This is a genomic window from Nocardioides sp. YIM 152588, from assembly GCF_040191335.1.
GTDB lineage: Bacteria > Actinomycetota > Actinomycetes > Propionibacteriales > Nocardioidaceae > Nocardioides.
Genome location: NZ_JBEGDJ010000013.1, coordinates 58161 through 73865, shown reverse-complemented (window position 1 = coordinate 73865; position 15705 = coordinate 58161). Strand labels below are relative to the sequence as shown.

The 15705-nt window shown below is 72.9% G+C and carries 14 protein-coding genes; 9 read left to right on the top strand and 5 right to left on the bottom strand.

Features of this window, described 5'->3' with window-relative positions; translation table 11 throughout:
- Window positions 1-2: 2 nt before the first annotated feature.
- The 3 genes from ABLM29_RS09105 to metG all read left to right on the top strand — a co-directional run bounded on the left by ABLM29_RS09105 (window position 3) and on the right by metG (window position 3915).
- Window positions 3-662, top strand: a complete 660-nt coding sequence (locus ABLM29_RS09105) for a mycothiol-dependent nitroreductase Rv2466c family protein (protein WP_349713775.1) — start codon at window positions 3-5, stop codon at window positions 660-662.
- 98 nt (window positions 663-760) lie between these two features.
- Entirely contained in the window at window positions 761-2032 is a 1272-nt protein-coding gene (locus tag ABLM29_RS09100) for an N-acetylmuramoyl-L-alanine amidase (RefSeq protein ID WP_349713774.1), read from the top strand.
- Window positions 2033-2106: 74 nt separating this feature from the next.
- The gene (gene metG / locus ABLM29_RS09095) at window positions 2107-3915 is read left to right on the top strand and encodes a methionine--tRNA ligase (protein WP_349713773.1); all 1809 of its coding nucleotides are present in this window, start codon (window positions 2107-2109) and stop codon (window positions 3913-3915) included.
- A 46-nt stretch (window positions 3916-3961) separates the two neighbouring features.
- Here metG and ABLM29_RS09090 read toward each other — a convergent pair whose 3' ends face one another.
- A complete protein-coding gene (locus tag ABLM29_RS09090; RefSeq protein ID WP_349713772.1) occupies window positions 3962-4726 on the bottom strand; it encodes a VOC family protein in 765 nt (254 codons plus the stop codon).
- A 175-nt stretch (window positions 4727-4901) separates the two neighbouring features.
- Between ABLM29_RS09090 and ABLM29_RS09085 the strand changes: the two genes are divergently transcribed.
- From ABLM29_RS09085 to secA, 5 genes are all read left to right on the top strand, one after another.
- On the top strand, window positions 4902-5795 hold the full coding sequence (locus ABLM29_RS09085; protein ID WP_349713771.1) for a GNAT family N-acetyltransferase: 894 nt from the start codon (window positions 4902-4904) through the stop codon (window positions 5793-5795).
- Window positions 5796-5805: 10 nt separating this feature from the next.
- Window positions 5806-6702, top strand: a complete 897-nt coding sequence (locus ABLM29_RS09080; protein WP_349713770.1) for an alpha/beta hydrolase — start codon at window positions 5806-5808, stop codon at window positions 6700-6702.
- A 141-nt stretch (window positions 6703-6843) separates the two neighbouring features.
- On the top strand, window positions 6844-8196 hold the full coding sequence (gene folC / locus ABLM29_RS09075) for a bifunctional tetrahydrofolate synthase/dihydrofolate synthase (RefSeq protein WP_349713769.1): 1353 nt from the start codon (window positions 6844-6846) through the stop codon (window positions 8194-8196).
- Window positions 8193-8621 carry a DUF4233 domain-containing protein gene (locus tag ABLM29_RS09070; protein ID WP_349713768.1) on the top strand — a complete coding sequence of 143 codons (429 nt, stop codon included), beginning with the start codon at window positions 8193-8195 and terminating at the stop codon, window positions 8619-8621. Before folC ends, ABLM29_RS09070 begins: the two co-directional genes overlap by 4 nt.
- A 90-nt stretch (window positions 8622-8711) precedes the next feature.
- Window positions 8712-11537, top strand: a complete 2826-nt coding sequence (secA, locus tag ABLM29_RS09065) for a preprotein translocase subunit SecA (protein ID WP_349713767.1) — start codon at window positions 8712-8714, stop codon at window positions 11535-11537.
- Between the two features lie 142 nt (window positions 11538-11679).
- Here the strand turns inward: secA and ABLM29_RS09060 are convergent, their stop codons facing one another.
- On the bottom strand, window positions 11680-12201 hold the full coding sequence (locus ABLM29_RS09060; RefSeq protein WP_349713766.1) for an Rv3235 family protein: 522 nt from the start codon (window positions 12199-12201) through the stop codon (window positions 11680-11682).
- A gap of 17 nt (window positions 12202-12218) precedes the next feature.
- Window positions 12219-12836 carry a LysM peptidoglycan-binding domain-containing protein gene (locus ABLM29_RS09055; RefSeq protein WP_349713765.1) on the bottom strand — a complete coding sequence of 206 codons (618 nt, stop codon included), beginning with the start codon at window positions 12834-12836 and terminating at the stop codon, window positions 12219-12221.
- A gap of 221 nt (window positions 12837-13057) precedes the next feature.
- On the opposite strand from ABLM29_RS09055, the gene ABLM29_RS09050 reads away from it, so the two are divergent.
- Window positions 13058-14104, top strand: coding sequence for a cache domain-containing protein (locus ABLM29_RS09050; RefSeq protein ID WP_349713764.1), 1047 nt, complete (start codon window positions 13058-13060; stop codon window positions 14102-14104).
- 8 nt (window positions 14105-14112) lie between these two features.
- On the opposite strand, the gene fmt is transcribed toward ABLM29_RS09050, so the two are convergent.
- Both fmt and def read right to left on the bottom strand, forming a co-directional pair.
- Window positions 14113-15090: a methionyl-tRNA formyltransferase gene (fmt, locus tag ABLM29_RS09045; protein ID WP_349713763.1), complete on the bottom strand. Its 978-nt coding sequence runs from the start codon at window positions 15088-15090 to the stop codon at window positions 14113-14115.
- Entirely contained in the window at window positions 15090-15635 is a 546-nt protein-coding gene (gene def, locus ABLM29_RS09040) for a peptide deformylase (RefSeq protein ID WP_349713762.1), read from the bottom strand. The genes fmt and def overlap by 1 nt, the downstream gene beginning before the upstream one ends.
- Window positions 15636-15705: the final 70 nt, after the last annotated feature.

The following is a 15705-nucleotide window of genomic DNA, read 5'->3' as shown; positions in this document are numbered from 1 at the left end:
ATGTGACCACGTCTGCCGAGCCCACCGCCCCCGACGCTCCGGTGAAGGACCGGGCCGACTTCTGGTTCGACCCGATCTGCCCGTTCGCCTGGATCACCTCGCGCTGGATCCTGGAGGTCACCCGGGTGCGCGACATCGAGGTCGCGTGGCACGTGATGAGCCTGGCGTACCTGAACTCCGAGCGTGAGATCTCCGACGGCTACCGCGCCATGCTCGCCCCGGCCTGGGGCCCCGTGCGCGTGCTGATCGCGGCCCAGCAGAAGTACGGCGACGACGTGCTGCTGCCGCTCTACGACGCGTTCGGCGAGCGCATCCACCTCGGCGGCCGGGCGCTGCACGAGGAGCCGGACGGCGGCCGCGCGCTGATCGCGGAGGTCGTCGCCGAGGCCGGGCTGGACGCGGCGCTGGTGGACGCGATGGACGACACCGGGCTCGACGAGGCCGTGGCCGCCTCGCACCATGAGGGGATGGACCAGGTCGGCGAGGACGTCGGCACCCCGACCATCGCCGTCAACGGGGCCGCCTTCTTCGGCCCCGTCCTGTCCCGGATCCCGCGTGGCGAGGAGGCCGGACGCCTGTGGGACGGCGCGGTCGCCGTCGCGTCCTTCCCGGACTTCTACGAGCTCAAGCGCAGCCGCACCGGCGGGCTCGACTTCAGCTGATCCCGGACCGTCGCCGGCGTGACCCTCGGCACCCGAGGAACACGCCCCGGGGCGGTGGTCTCCTGCCCGGGTGGTGCCATGACGCATGATGGATCGCCATGAGCTTCTCGGACTCGTGCTCTCCCGACCCGTCCCGGCCCCGGCAGCTGCGACGACGTGACCTCGGCGGCCTCGCCGCGGCCGTCGCCGCCGCGCCGGTGATCGGGCTCGCCCCCGACCTGCCCGGTGCCGCGGCCCGCGCGGCCGCCCCCGAGCGCCTGCGGCTGCGCCGCGACCCGGGGTCGGTGGTGGCCGCCCTCGACGTCCCGCTGTCGTCCGCGGCCGGGACGGCGCGCTCCGCGCCCGGCGCCGCCGTCCGCACGGCCGTGCTGGAGACCGACCGGTTCTCGATGCTGGGCGTCACCTGGGGGTCGGGCCGCGGTCGGATCCGGGTCCGCACGCGCGGCGTCGCCGGCGGGTGGAGCGGCTGGCGGGTGCTGCCCCCGCTGCACGACGGACCCGACGGCGCCACCGCCGAGGCCGGTACGCCGCCGGCGACCGAGCCGGTCTGGGTCGGTCCGTGCTCGGCCGTCCAGGTCGAGGTCGACGGCGCGGTGCGCCGGCCGGTGCTGGCGCTGATCGACCCCGGCTCGCTGCCGCAGGACGCGAGCGACGGCGGACGCGTCGCAGCGCGCGACGGGGGCACGGACCCCGGTGACGCGACCGACACCACGGACGCCACGGACGGCACCGACGGCGCCGACACGGTCGCCGCCGAGAAGAAGGGCGTGCCGCAGCCGAAGGTCCGCCTCCGGAAGGCCTGGGGGGCGAACCCCAAGCTGCTCAGCGACGGACCCGGGCGGATCCGGACCGTCAAGCAGGTCCACGTCCACCACACGGTCAACAGCAACGGCTACAAGCGCCGCGACGTACCGGCCCTGATCCGCGGCATGTACCGCTACCACACCAAGAGCCTCGGCTGGTCCGACATCGGCTACAACTTCCTCGTCGACCGCTTCGGCCGGATCTGGGTGGGCCGCAAGGGCAGCCTCAAGATGGCGCAGGGCGCGCACACGCTCGGTTTCAACAGCACCTCGGTCGGCGTCTCGGTGATCGGCAACTTCGAGACCGCCCGGCCCCGCAAGGAGGTGCTCGCGGCGATCGCGCGGATCGCGGCGTGGAAGCTCGACGCCTTCGACCGCGACCCGACGGCCAAGATCCGGGTCCGCTCGAGCGGCAGCGACAAGTACCGTGCCGGGCGCCGGGTGAAGCTGCCCGTCATCGACGGCCACCGCGACACGAACGACACCGCCTGCCCCGGGCGCCACCTCTACAAGAAGCTGCCCGCGATCCGGCGCCGGACCGCGCGCCGCATCAAGCGGTTCAACTGAGTCCGGGCTGAGGCTCGGGGTGGTGCTCGACGCTGGTTCGCCCGGGTGCGCGGGCGCCTCCTAGGATCGGGGCCATGAGTCACGTCCTGTCGGCCGTCGCCTGGCCGTACGCGAACGGCCCCCGCCACATCGGTCACGTCGCCGGCTTCGGCGTCCCCTCCGACGTCTTCAGCCGCTACATGCGGATGGCGGGCCACGACGTGCTCATGGTCTCCGGCTCCGACGAGCACGGCACCCCGATCCTGATCGCCGCCGACGAGGCCGGGCTGACCCCGCAGGAGCTGGCGGACAGGAACCACCGCCTGATCGCCGAAGACCTGGTCAGCCTGGGCCTCTCCTACGACCTCTACACCCGGACCACCACCCGGAACCACCACGCGGTGGTCCAGGAGATGTTCCTCGGGGTCTACGAGAACGGCTACTTCGTCGAGCAGACCACCCACGGCGCGATCAGCCCGTCGACCGGGCGGACCCTGCCCGACCGCTACATCGAGGGCACCTGCCCGATCTGCGGCGCCGACGGCGCCCGGGGCGACCAGTGCGACAACTGCGGCAACCAGCTCGACCCGCAGGACCTGAAGAACCCGGTCAGCCGGATCAACGGCGAGACCCCGGAGTTCATCGAGACCCAGCACTTCTTCCTCGACCTGCCGGCGCTGGCCGACGCGCTGTCGGAGTGGCTCGACGAGCGCGAGGCGACCGGCCTGTGGCGCCCGAACGTCATCCGGTTCTCCAAGAACATCCTCGACGAGATCCGGCCGCGTGCGATGACCCGCGACATCGACTGGGGGATCGCCGTCCCGCTGGAGGGCTGGCGGGACAACCCGACGAAGAAGCTCTACGTCTGGTTCGACGCGGTGATCGGCTACCTGTCCGCCTCGATCGAGTGGGCGCGGCGCACCGGCGAGCCGGAGCGGTGGCGCGAGTGGTGGAACCCTGCGTCCGACTCCGGGGCAGACGCCCTCGGCTACTACTTCATGGGCAAGGACAACATCACCTTCCACTCCCAGATCTGGCCGGCCGAGCTGCTCGCCTACTCCGGGAAGGGCAGCAAGGGCGGCCACGCCCGCACCTACGGCGAGCTGAACCTGCCCACCGAGGTGGTCTCTTCGGAGTTCCTGACGATGGAGGGCAAGAAGTTCTCCTCGTCGAAGAAGGTCGTCATCTACGTGCGCGACCTCGTCGAGCGCTACCAGCCCGACGCGTTCCGCTACTTCGTGGCCGCCGCCGGCCCGGAGGCCCAGGACAGCGACTTCACCTGGTCGGAGTTCGTGCGGCGCACCAACGACGAGCTGGTCGCCGGCTGGGGCAACCTGGTCAACCGGACCGCGAACCTGATCGCCAAGAACTTCGGCGAGATCCCGGCCGCCGGCGCGCTGACCGAGCAGGACGAGGCCGTCCTGGCCAGCACCGCCGCCGCGTTCGACACCGTCGGCGACCTCCTGGGCCATCACCGCCTCAAGGCGGGCATCGCCGAGGCGATGAAGGCCGTCGGCGAGGTCAACAAGTACCTGGCCGACCTCGAGCCGTGGAAGCTCAAGGGCGAGGACCAGCGCGAGCGGCTGGCGACCATCCTGCACGTCGCCGCGCAGTGCGTCGCCGACCTCAACCTGGTGCTCGCGCCGTTCCTGCCGTTCTCGGCCAACGCCGTCGACAAGGCGCTGGGCGGGGCCGGGGAGGTGGCGCCGATGCCGCACATCGTGGAGGCCGAGGACCTGGACGGCGGTGCGCCGTACCCGATCATCACCGGCGACTACAGCGGCTTCCCGGCCTGGGAGCGCCGCCCGATCGTGGTCGGCACGCCGGTCGCCAAGCCCACCCCGGTGTTCACCAAGCTCGACCCGGTGATCATCGAGGAGGAGCTCGCCCGCCTCGAGGCCTGACCAGCGCGCGAGTCGGCAGAAAGTTTCTGCCGACTCGCGGTTCTTCTCAGGCGGCGGCCGGCGGGACGATCACCTTCAGCGACTGACCGTTCGGGTCGGCGATGGTCGCCAGGACGCCGTACGGCGTGTCGTCGGGTCCCTGCAGCACCGAGCCGCCGAGGTCGGCGACCGCCTCGAGGGTCGAGGCCATGTCGGCGACCTTGATGTAGGTCGTCCAGATCGGCACGAAGTCCTCGCCCCAGCCCGAGGCGTCCATCAGGCCGGCCGTGGCGGTCTCCTGGCTGCCGTTGGTGGCGTAGCGGAACTCGTCGGTGTCGCTGGCCATCTCGGTCTCCCAGCCGAACACCTCCTCCAGGAACGTGCGCGTGCTGGCGAAGTCCTTGGAGTAGGTCTCGAACCAGACGGGGTCGCCGAGGCCGTCGACGCTCTGGAACCCGGTGAACGGCGCCGGCTGCCAGCCGCCGTGCGCGAGCCCGGAGGCGTCGGTGACCACGACCATGCTGCCCAGCTCCGGCAGCGGCATCGGCGGCACCACCACGGTGCCGCCGGCGGTGGTCGCGGACTCCGCGGTCTTCTCCGCGTCCTCCACGGCGAGGTAGACGAACCAGCCCGGGGCGCCGGTCATCCCCGGGACCTCGGGCATCATGCCGCCGATCGGGCGGCCGTCGAGCTCGAACTGCGAGTAGCCGCCGAACTCCTCGGCGGGCTCGGTGGCGGTCCAGCCGAAGAGCCCGCCGTAGAACGCGACGGCCTTGTCGCGGTCGGAGGTGGTGAGCTCGATCCAGCAGGGAGCGCCGGGCGTCGTGGTCATGGTGGTCTCCTGGTCAGGTCGGTGGTGGGGGAGCCTCGGTGCAGCGCCTGCTCCCCGGGCGTACCTCGAAAGTAGGACCGCCCACCGACACCGGACTCATCGCTCGCCGGCGACGGGGGGAAGCGCGGCGGAAATTCAGGCGACCGGGCGGCCCGCCCGGCGGGAGAATCGGCCCATGGCCACCGTCACCCTCCTCGACGACCCGGCGCGCTTCCTGGAGTGCGCGGGCCCGACGCTGTCGGCGCACCCCGCGACCGCGACCGTCGTGGCCACGATCGCCGACCGGCTGGCGCGCGGGGCGTCCGCGCGGCCCGAGCCGTTCTGCTGGTTCGCCGTCGTCGACCCCGGCCGGCCCGGCGAGGAGCCCGGGCTCGCGATGCGCACGCACCCGGGGCCGCCGCACCCGCCGTACCTGCTGGCGATGCCGGAGGAGTCCGCCGTGGCGCTGGCCGACGCCCTGGTCGACCGCGGCGAGCCGGTGGCGGCGGCCAACGGCGCGCGCCCGGCCGTCGATGCCTTCGCGGCCCGGGTCGCGGAGCGCACCGGCGCCGAGGTCCGGGTCCGCGTGCACATGCGGCTCTTCGAGCTGGGCACCCTGCGGCCCCCGCGGCGGGTGCCGGGGCGGCTGCGGCCGGTGCGGCCCGAGGAGGACGGGCTGGCGCTCGACTGGCTCCGGCGGTTCCACGTGGACGCGGACGAGCAGGGTGGACGCGGCCCGGGCGACGGGCACGCGGCGGAGTCGGTCACGCCGGCCGACGTCGCCCGGAAGCGCGCCGACGGCACGCTGTGGTTCTGGGTGGACGACGCGGACCGGCCGGTGCACCTGACCGGCGCCAACCCGCCGGCGTTCGGCGTGGCCCGGGTCGGGCCGGTCTACACCCCGTCCGAGGAGCGCGGCCGGGGCTGGGCGAGCGCGGCGGTGGCCGAGGTCTCGGCGCTGCTGCGCGATGCGGGGAACCGCGTCATCCTCTTCACCGACCAGGCCAACCCGGTCTCCAACGGCATCTACGTCGCGCTCGGCTACGAGGCGGTCGAGGACTCCGTCGAGCTGAGCATCGTCACGCCCTAGGGTGTCGCGCATGGCGCTGTACCCCGAGGCCCGCAAGGCGGTCGAGAACCACCTGAGCGAGCCGTCCGTGACCGACCCGGGCTACGACATCGAGGCGGCCCGGGCCGCGGACCGCGCGGCCGCCGCCGGCGTCCCCCGCGAGGAGGTCGCGGAGGTCCGCGACGTGCTGATCCCCGGGAAGGACGCCGGCGTACCGGCCCGGCTCTACCTGCCGGAGGGGTACGACGGCGTCGTCGTGCACGCCCACGGCGGCGGCTTCGTCTTCAACGACGTCGAGGTCCACGACGCCGCGGTACGGCGGCTGGCCGACCGGTCGGGGATGGCGGTGCTCAGCGTCGACTACCGGCGCCCGCCCGAGCACCGCTTCCCGGCCGCGCCCGACGACGTGACGGCCGCGCTGGACTGGGTGGCCACGCAGGAGGAACTATCGGGGCTGCCGACCTTCGCCCACGGCGACAGCGCCGGCGGCAACCTGGTGCTGGTCGCGGCGCTGCGCCGGCCGGGTGCGCTGGCGGGCCTGGTGCTGATCTACCCGTTCCTCGACCCGGCGGCGTCGTTCGACTCCTACCGGACCGCCGCCGACGGCTTCGACCCGGCCGAGGCGGCCTGGTACTGGCAGCAGTACGCCGCCAGACCGGCCGACCTCGCCGACCCGGACCTGGCGCCGCTCCTCTCGCCCCACCTCGGCACGCTGCCGCCGACCCTGGTGGTGACCGCCGAGCACGACCCGCTGCGCGACGAGGGGGAGCACCTCGCGGTGCTGCTCGCCGAGGCCGGCGTCGAGGTGGTCGCCACCCGCGCGCTCGGCCAGGTGCACGGGTTCTGGCGGCACGACCGCGTCTTCCCGGCCGCCGAGCCGCTGATGCGGCAGGCCGCGGGGTGGATGCGGATGGTGGCCGGGCGCTGAGCCTGGCCTGCGGTCCCGCGTCACATGGATTCTCGTCGGGTTCCGGCCCGAGAACCGACGAAGATCCATGTGACGCGGGCCCGACGGCCGGTCCGCGTGATTCCCGGCGCGGGCGGCTGACTCCGTAGACTCACGGACGCCATGAACGAGCCTGTCGCACGTCCCGCCGAGACCTTCGCCGAGGCCGAGGACGCCCTGCTGTCCCGGTGGCCCGAGACGCGGCTGGAGCCGTCGCTGGACCGGATCGCCGCCTTCGTCGAGGTGCTCGGCGACCCGCACCGCGCCTACCGGTCGATCCACCTCACCGGCACCAACGGCAAGACGTCGACGTCGCGGATGATCGACGCCCTGCTGCGCGCCCTCGACCTGCGCACCGGCCGGTTCACCAGCCCGCACGTGGAGAAGATGAGCGAGCGGATCAGCATCGACGGCGAGCCGGTCGACGACGAGACGTTCGTGCGCGCGTTCAACGACGTGGCGCCGTACACGCACCTCGTCGACGCCGACCAGCCGCACCCGCTGTCGTTCTTCGAGACCGTCGTCGGCATGGCCTACGCGGCGTTCGCGGACGCGCCGGTCGACGTCGCGGTGGTCGAGGTCGGCATGGGCGGCTCCTGGGACGCCACCAACGTGATCGACGCCGACGTCGCCGTGGTCACCCCGGTGGCCATCGACCACGCCCAGTACCTCGGCGACTCGCTGGCCGCGATCGCCCGCGAGAAGGCCGGGATCATCAAGCCGGGCAGCACCGTGGTGATGGCGCACCAGGCCCGCGAGGTGGCCGAGGTGATGCTGGAGCGCGCTGCCGAGGCGGGCGCGACCGTGGCCCGGGAGGGCCTGGAGTTCGGCGTCGTCGACCGCGTCTCGGCGGTCGGCGGCCAGGCGGTCACGCTGCAGGGCCTCCGCGGCCGGTACGACGAGGTCTTCCTGCCCCTCTACGGCGCCCACCAGGCGCAGAACGCCGCGCTCGCCCTGGCCGCGGTCGAGGCGTTCGTCGGCGGCGACGAGCCGCTGGGCGACGACGTGGTCCGCGGCGCCTTCGCCGAGGCGACCTCGCCGGGGCGGCTCGAGGTGGTCCGGCGCAGCCCCACCATCGTGCTCGACGCCGCGCACAACCCCGCCGGCGCCGAGGCGACCGCCGCGGCGCTGGAGGACTCCTTCCACTTCGCCCCGCTGGTCGGCGTCGTCGGGCTGATGGGGGACAAGGACGCCGAGGGCCTGCTGGCCGCCTTCGAGCCGCACCTGAGCCACCTGGTGGTCACCCAGAACTCGACGTCGCGGGCGCTGCCGGCCGACGAGCTCGCCGTCACCGCGCGTGAGATCTTCGGCGAGGAGCGGGTCACCGTGGCGCCGCGCCTGGCCGACGCGATCGACATCGCCGCCGCCCTCGCCGAGGAGCCGGGCGGCGACTCGCTCAGCTCCGGCGCCGTGCTGGTGACGGGCTCGGTGGTCACGGTGGGCGAGGCCCGCCTGCTGCTGGGAGGCGCCAAGTGAGCGAGCAGGCACCCCAGGACACGCCCCAGGACCGCGAGCGCACGAAGTCCCCGCGCCGGTCGATGTGCGCCGCGGTGCTCAGCCTGGAGGCGATCACCCTCGGCCTGACCACGCCGGTGATGATCACCCTCGGCGGCGTCGACACCGGCGTCGCGCTCGGGGTCGGCCTCGGCCTCGCCGCCGCCTGCCTCCTGGTCGCCGGGATGCTGCGCGCCGAGTGGGCCTACGGCCTGGGCTGGGCGCTGCAGGTCGCGGCCGTCGGGCTCGGCCTCGTGACCCCCGTGATGTGGGCGCTGGGGCCGATCTTCGCCGCCCTCTGGGCCGCCGCCTACCTGCTCGGACGCCGGATCGAGCGCGAGCGCGCCGCCGCCTTCGCGGAGTTCGATCGACGCCGGGCGTCCGACCCCTCACACCCTGCTGGGTAGAGTGGCGGTCGCGCCCCGCGCCATCAGGTCCCTCGGGGATCGACCAGTTCCATCCGCTCTCCACCCTCAATGGCCAGGAGTTCCACCGCCGTGCCCGTGATCATCGACAAGCTTCTCCGCATCGGAGAGGGCAAGATCCTCCGCCAGCTCGAGTCGATCGCCAAGGCCGTCAACGCCATCGAGGACGACTTCGTCGCGATGTCCGACGACGAGCTCCGCGGGATGACCGACGAGTTCCGCACCCGCCTGGCCGACGGCGAGTCCCTCGACGACATCCTCCCCGAGGCGTTCGCCACGGTCCGCGAGGCCGCCAAGCGCGTGATCGGCCAGCGCCACTTCGACGTGCAGATCATGGGCGGCGCCGCGCTGCACATGGGCAACATCGCCGAGATGAAGACCGGCGAGGGCAAGACCCTGGTCAGCACCCTGCCGGCGTACCTCAACGCCCTCGAGGGCAAGGGCGTCCACGTCGTCACCGTCAACGACTACCTGGCCAAGTACCAGTCGGAGATGATGGGCCGCGTCCACCACTTCCTGGGCCTGACCACCGGCGTGATCCTGCCGTCGATGCGGCCGCCGGAGCGCCGCGAGGCCTACAACCGCGACATCACCTACGCGACCAACAACGAGCTGGGCTTCGACTACCTGCGCGACAACATGGCCTCCTCGATCGAGGAGTGCGTGCAGCGCGGCCACAACTTCGCCGTCGTGGACGAGGTCGACTCGATCCTGATCGACGAGGCGCGGACCCCGCTGATCATCAGCGGCCCGACCCAGGACGAGGTCAAGTGGTACGGCGAGTTCGCGAAGATCGCGGCCAAGCTGACCAAGGACACCGACTACGAGGTCGACGAGAAGAAGCGGACCATCTCCGTCCTCGAGGCCGGCATCACCAAGGTCGAGGACCACCTCGGGATCGAGAACCTCTACGAGTCGGCCAACACGCCGCTGATCTCGTTCCTGCACAACTCGATCAAGGCCAAGGAGCTCTTCCGCAACGACAAGGAGTACGTCGTCATGGAGGGCGAGGTGCTCATCGTCGACGAGCACACCGGCCGCATGCTCGCCGGACGCCGCTACAACGACGGGCTCCACCAGGCCATCGAGGCCAAGGAGGGCGTGAAGGTCCGCGAGGAGTACCAGACCCTCGCCAACGTCACCCTCCAGAACTACTTCCGCCTCTACGAGAAGCTCTCCGGCATGACCGGTACGGCGATGACCGAGGCCAGCGAGTTCGACAAGATCTACAAGCTCGGCGTCGTCCCGATCCCGACCAACAAGCCGGTGCTCCGCAAGGACGAGCCCGACCTGGTCTACCGGACCGAGGAGGCCAAGTACGACGCGGTGGTCGACGACATCGTCGAGCGGCACAAGAACGGCCAGCCGGTGCTGGTCGGCACGGTCTCGGTGGAGAAGTCCGACTACCTGCACACCCAGCTCACCAAGCGCGGCGTCCCGCACTCGGTGCTGAACGCGAAGTACCACGCCGACGAGGCCAAGATCGTCGCGCTCGCCGGCCACCGGGGCGCGGTCACCGTCGCCACCAACATGGCCGGCCGCGGTACCGACATCATGCTCGGCGGCTCGGTGGAGTTCCTGGCCGACGCCGAGCTGCGCAAGCAGGGCCTGGAGCCCACGGGCGAGACCGCCGACGAGTACGAGGCGGCCTGGCAGGCCACCGTCGACCGGTTCAAGAAGCAGGTCTCGGAGGAGCACGACGAGGTCCGCGAGCTCGGCGGCCTCTACGTGATCGGCACCGAGCGCCACGAGTCGCGCCGCATCGACAACCAGCTCCGCGGTCGTTCCGGCCGCCAGGGCGACCCCGGCGAGAGCCGCTTCTACCTGTCGCTGCAGGACGAGCTGATGCGCCTGTTCAAGTCCGACTGGGTGGACCGCGTGCTGGTCATGCTGAAGATCCCGGACGACGTCCCGATCGAGAACAAGCGGGTCACGAACGCGATCGCCAACGCCCAGGGCCAGGTCGAGTCGCAGAACTTCGAGTCCCGCAAGAACGTCCTCAAGTACGACGACGTGATGGACCGGCAGCGCAAGGTGATCTACGGCGAGCGCCGCCAGGTGCTCGAGGGCGTCGACCTGGAGGAGCAGATCCGCACCTTCATCGACGACGTGGTCACCGGCTTCGTCTCCGGCTCGCTCGACGACTTCGCCGAGGAGTGGGACCTCGAGCAGCTGTGGACCGACCTCAAGCAGTTCTGGCCGGTCTCCATCTCCTGGAAGGACCTGGTCGAGGAGGCCGGCGCGCAGGCAGCGCTGGAGAAGCCGGACCTCATCGAGAAGCTCCGCGAGGACGCCCACGCGGCGTACGACCGGCGCGAGGAGGAGGTCGGCGAGGAGGTCATGCGCGAGCTCGAGCGCCGCGTGATCCTCTCGGTGCTCGACCGCAAGTGGCGCGAGCACCTCTACGAGATGGACTACCTCCGCGAGGGCATCTACCTGCGCGCCTACTCCCAGCGCGACCCGCTGGTGGAGTACCAGCGCGAGGGCTACGACATGTTCGCCGCGATGATGGACGGCATCAAGGAGGAGACGGTCGGGTTCCTGTTCAACCTGGAGGTCCAGGTCGAGGAGGAGCCCGCGCCGGTCGCGCTCGAGGCGGAGCCCGAGGCCGGCGCCGCGCTCGGCGAGATCGCCTCCGCGCTCGGCGGCCAGGCGCACCAGCCGCACATCCGGGCCAAGGGCCTGGACCGGCCGGCCGCCCCGGCGAACCTCTCCTACTCCGCCCCGGACGAGCAGGGCGAGGAGGCGGTCGTCCGCGCCGCCGCCACGAACGGCGGGGGCGAGTTCGACGGCACCAGCCGCAACGCCCTGTGCCCCTGCGGCTCGGGCAAGAAGTACAAGCGGTGCCACGGCGCCGCCGGCGGCCCGACGGGGTACACCACCCGCGTCAACGGCTGACAGCGGACAGCGCGAGCGCCCCCGACCCAGGCCATCGGCCCGGGGTCGGGGGCGCTCGCGCATGTCCGCGCGAACAGGGGCTCGGGGCAGCCCGAGCCGGGGCTCGCGGCAGCCCGAACCGGGGCTCGGGGCGCGCCGAGCCTCAGGAGAAGTCGAGGGCGGTGCAGACCCAGCGCTCGCGGCGCCGCTCGAAGCGCGCTGCGACGGCCCGCCCGCGCTCGCCGTAGCCGACGTGCACCCCGCACTCGACCACCGCGTCGGTGATGAAACAGGCGTGGACGCTGCGGATGCGGGGGCGCACCTGCTGGACCCGGCCGAGTCCCGGCTGGTGCCCGCCGGCGAGGGCGACGAGCCGGGCCCGCCGGCGCAGGTCGGCGTAGACCTCCCCGGACGTCCAGCGGACCAGCTGGGAGGAGGGACGGTCGCCGGCGACGATCTCGACGGCGGCCTGCACGTAGCGCCGGGTCCACTCCTCGATGGTGCGGCGCAACCGGAGGTCGATCGGCACCACCGCGGCCCCGGGGCGGACCGGCGCGGCCACCGGCGGCGGCGCCTGGCGGGGGATCAGGTCGAGGGCGAGGGCGCCCTGGGTCTCCGCGACCGGGACGCGGAGCCGCAGTGCGGCGCCCGGTGCGCGGTCGGTGTGGACGGGTGCGAGCGTCATGCTGGCGACCTCCCTGGTCACGGTGCGGCGGTGCCGGGCAGGCGGAGCTCCTGGCCCGGGTGGATCAGGTCGGGGTCGGCGCCGACCACGTCCCGGTTGAGGCGGTACAGCCGGAGGACGTAGCGGGCGACGTCGGCGTCGTCCCGGTCCGGTCCGAGGACCGCGCGGGCGATCGACCACAGGCAGTCGCCCTCGCTCACCAGGAGGAGCGCGTCGCCGACGGCCCGGTCGGGCAGGGGGAGTCCGGTGAGGGCGCCGCGGTCCGCGCGCCCGGGTCGGTCGACCCCGGGCGAGGCGTGGGCGACCGGGGCGGTGCCGGCGACCACGGCGAGCCCGCAGATGGCCAGCGCCAGCCCGCGGCCGGCGCCCGACCAGCGCAGACCCGGCCGCGGCGCGGCCCCGACGAGGGCCGGTACGGCGACCAGGCCGGTCAGCAGCCACAGCCACCCGGCGGCGGCCACGGCGACGGCCGCGCACCCGCCGACCAGCAGGTCGGTGAACGTGGGCTGCCCGCCGCCCCGCGTGAGGCCGTCCGCGGCCGGGCCGGCGAGCAGCGCGACGCCGGCGAGCAGCGCGGAGGTCGCCGCCCAGCCGCCCAGTGCGCGCAGCCGGGCCCGCGCTCGGAGTGTCCCCATGATCAATCCTTGCGTTTGCTTTCGTTTGCATCAGATTCCGATCATTAACTTTGACTGTCAATGTCTTGTGCACAGCGGTCCAGACGGCGCTGGGGCATCGCGCCGCACCCCCTCAGAACCGTGGCGCTGCTGCCGATGGTGCGATCGGCGGGCAGTGGCCCGCCGGACCGCAGGGCCGTGCTCGGGCGCCGTGCGACCCCGGACGACACGAGGAGTGCCGCATGCCCGAGCGGGTGGTCCGTATCGCCGACGAGGTCTCGGCGCTGACCAAGGCGCGGTTGCGCGAGGTGGCCGGCGTCGCCGCCACCACCAAGATGCTGGCCATCAACGCCGCGATCGAGGCGAGCCGCGCCGGTGCCGCCGGCGCCGGGTTCGCGGTCGTGGCCAAGGAGGTCGGCGCGGTGGCCGACACCGTGCACGGCCTCTCCGCCGAGCTCAGCCAGCAGCTCGCCCCGCTCGTCGACGAGCTCTCCTCCCTGGGGGACGACCTGGTGGAGAAGGTCCGGGGCTCGCGGCTCTCCGACCTCGCGCTCAACGCGGTCGAGCTGATCGACCGCAACCTCTACGAGCGCTCCTGCGACGTGCGCTGGTGGGCCACCGACTCCGCGATCGTCGACGCCTGCGACGCCGCTCGGGGGTCCGCCGCGGTCGACGCCGGTCGGACGGCGAGGCACGCCTCCGAGCGCCTGGCGGTGATCCTGTCGTCGTACACCGTCTACCTGGACCTGTGGGTCGCCGACGCCCACGGACGGGTGATCGCGCACGGCCGGCCCGAGCGGTTCGGGTCCGTCGTCGGCACCGACGTCTCGGGCCAGGCCTGGTTCCGCAACGCGGTCGCCACGGGCTCCGGTGGGGAGTACGTCGTGGACGATGTCACGACCAACCCGAGCCTGGGTGGCGCCACCGTCGCCACCTACGCCACCGCGGTCCGCGCCGGTGGTGAGGAGCACGGCGAGGTGATCGGCGCGCTCGGCATCTTCTTCGACTTCGCCCCCCAGGCCCACGACATCGTGACCGGCGTCCGCTTCAGCGAGGAGGAGCGGGCCCGGACCCGCGTCATGCTCGTCGACGCCGAGCGCCGGGTCCTCGCGTCCTCCGACGGGCGCGGCCTGCTCACCGAGCAGATCGACCTGGCCGCGGCCGGGCAGGGGACCTTCGGGTCGTTCGTCGGCCGTGGCGGAGAGGTGGTCGGCTACGCGCAGACGCCCGGCTACGAGACCTACCGCGGCCTCGGCTGGTACGGCGTCATCGTCCAGCGCCCCGGGTAGGACACGGCCTAGGGTCCGTCGCGTCGGGGCGGGCGCCGGATCGTTCCCCCATTTGCGGCACGGCGAGCCCGTGCGGCCACGGTCCGGCGCGGGTCGCCACTACGTTCCGCCGCATGGTTCTGCAGCGAGTGGGGGCACTCGCCGTGGCTCTCCTGATGGTGTTCGGCGTGCTCTCGCTCGCCGCCGCGGACGCGGCACGACCCGGACGGCTGCGCCGCCGCCCCGCTCGCACGTCGTCGCCTCCTGGTTGGTCGGTGCTTGACCCGCTCGCCGTCGTACTCGGTCCAGGCGCCGGGGAACGGGCTGCAGGCACGGATCCGGCGGTCCACCGCGGTGGCGGGGTCGGTCCAGGCGACGCGGGCGTCCTCGACGCTGATCTTCGGCGCCAGGCTCACCCCGTCCTCGGGCTGCTCGCGCGCCTCGAGCGACCCGTCGGCGATGCCGTCGAGGGTCGCCACCAGCAGGCCCGCGCCGCCCTCGGCGAGGCGACCCAGCAGGTCGCCGGAGGTATCGGTGGGACGGATCGTCTCGGTCATCACGCCGAACGTCGGACCGGCATCCAGGGCCTCGACGATCCGGAAGGTGGTGGCGCCGGTGACCTCGTCGCCGGCCCAGATCGAGTGCTGCACCGGGGCGGCGCCGCGCCAGGCGGGCAGCAGCGAGAAGTGCAGGTTCACCCAGCCGTGCTCGGGGATGTCGAGCGCGGAGCGCGGGATCAGGGCGCCGTAGGCGACGACCGGGCAGCAGTCGGGCCGCAGCGCACGCAGCTCCTCCTGGAACTCCGGGTCGCGGGGGTGGGTGGGCTTGAGCACCGGCACGCCGAGCTCGTCGGCGCGGAGGCCGACCGGGCTGGGCGTGAGCCTGCGCCCGCGCCCGGCGGGGGCGTCGGGGCGGGTCACCACGCCGACCAGCTCGTGCCCGGAGGCGGCGATCGCGTCCAGCGCGGGGACGGCGACCTCCGGCGTACCGGCGAAGACGACCCGCATCAGAAGCCGAACCCGTTGGTGCGGTGCGGGGAGACCTTGACGGTCGGCTTCTCCAGCCCGAACCAGTCGGACTCGCGGATCTCCTTCATTGCTGCCTTTCGTGCGGCGTCGTCGAGACGGTCGATGAAGAGCACCCCGTCCAGGTGGTCGGTCTCGTGCTGAATGGCCCGCGCGAGCATCTCGGACCCCTCGATCCGGACCGGGTCACCGTGCATGTTGAAACCGGTCGCGACCACGGACATCGCCCGGATGCAGTCGTAGGTGAGCTCGGGGAGCGACAGGCAGCCCTCGGGGCCGTCCTGGATCTCCTTCGACAGCTCCAGCGACGGGTTCACCAGGTGGCCGACCTCGCCGTCCACGTTGTAGGTGAAGACCCGCAGCCCGACGCCGATCTGGGGCGCGGCCAGGCCGGCCCCGGGCGCCTCGAGCATCGTGTCGGTCAGGTCCTGCACGATCTGCCGCAGCTCGGCGTCGAAGTCCACGACCTCGATCGCGGGGCGGCGCAGGATCGGGTCACCGAAGAGTCGGATCGGTCGAATGGCCACGGCCCGAGTCTAATGTCGGCCTCTCCGCGACCCGACGGCGCCACCGCCCCGTGTCCCGAAACGGTCACGA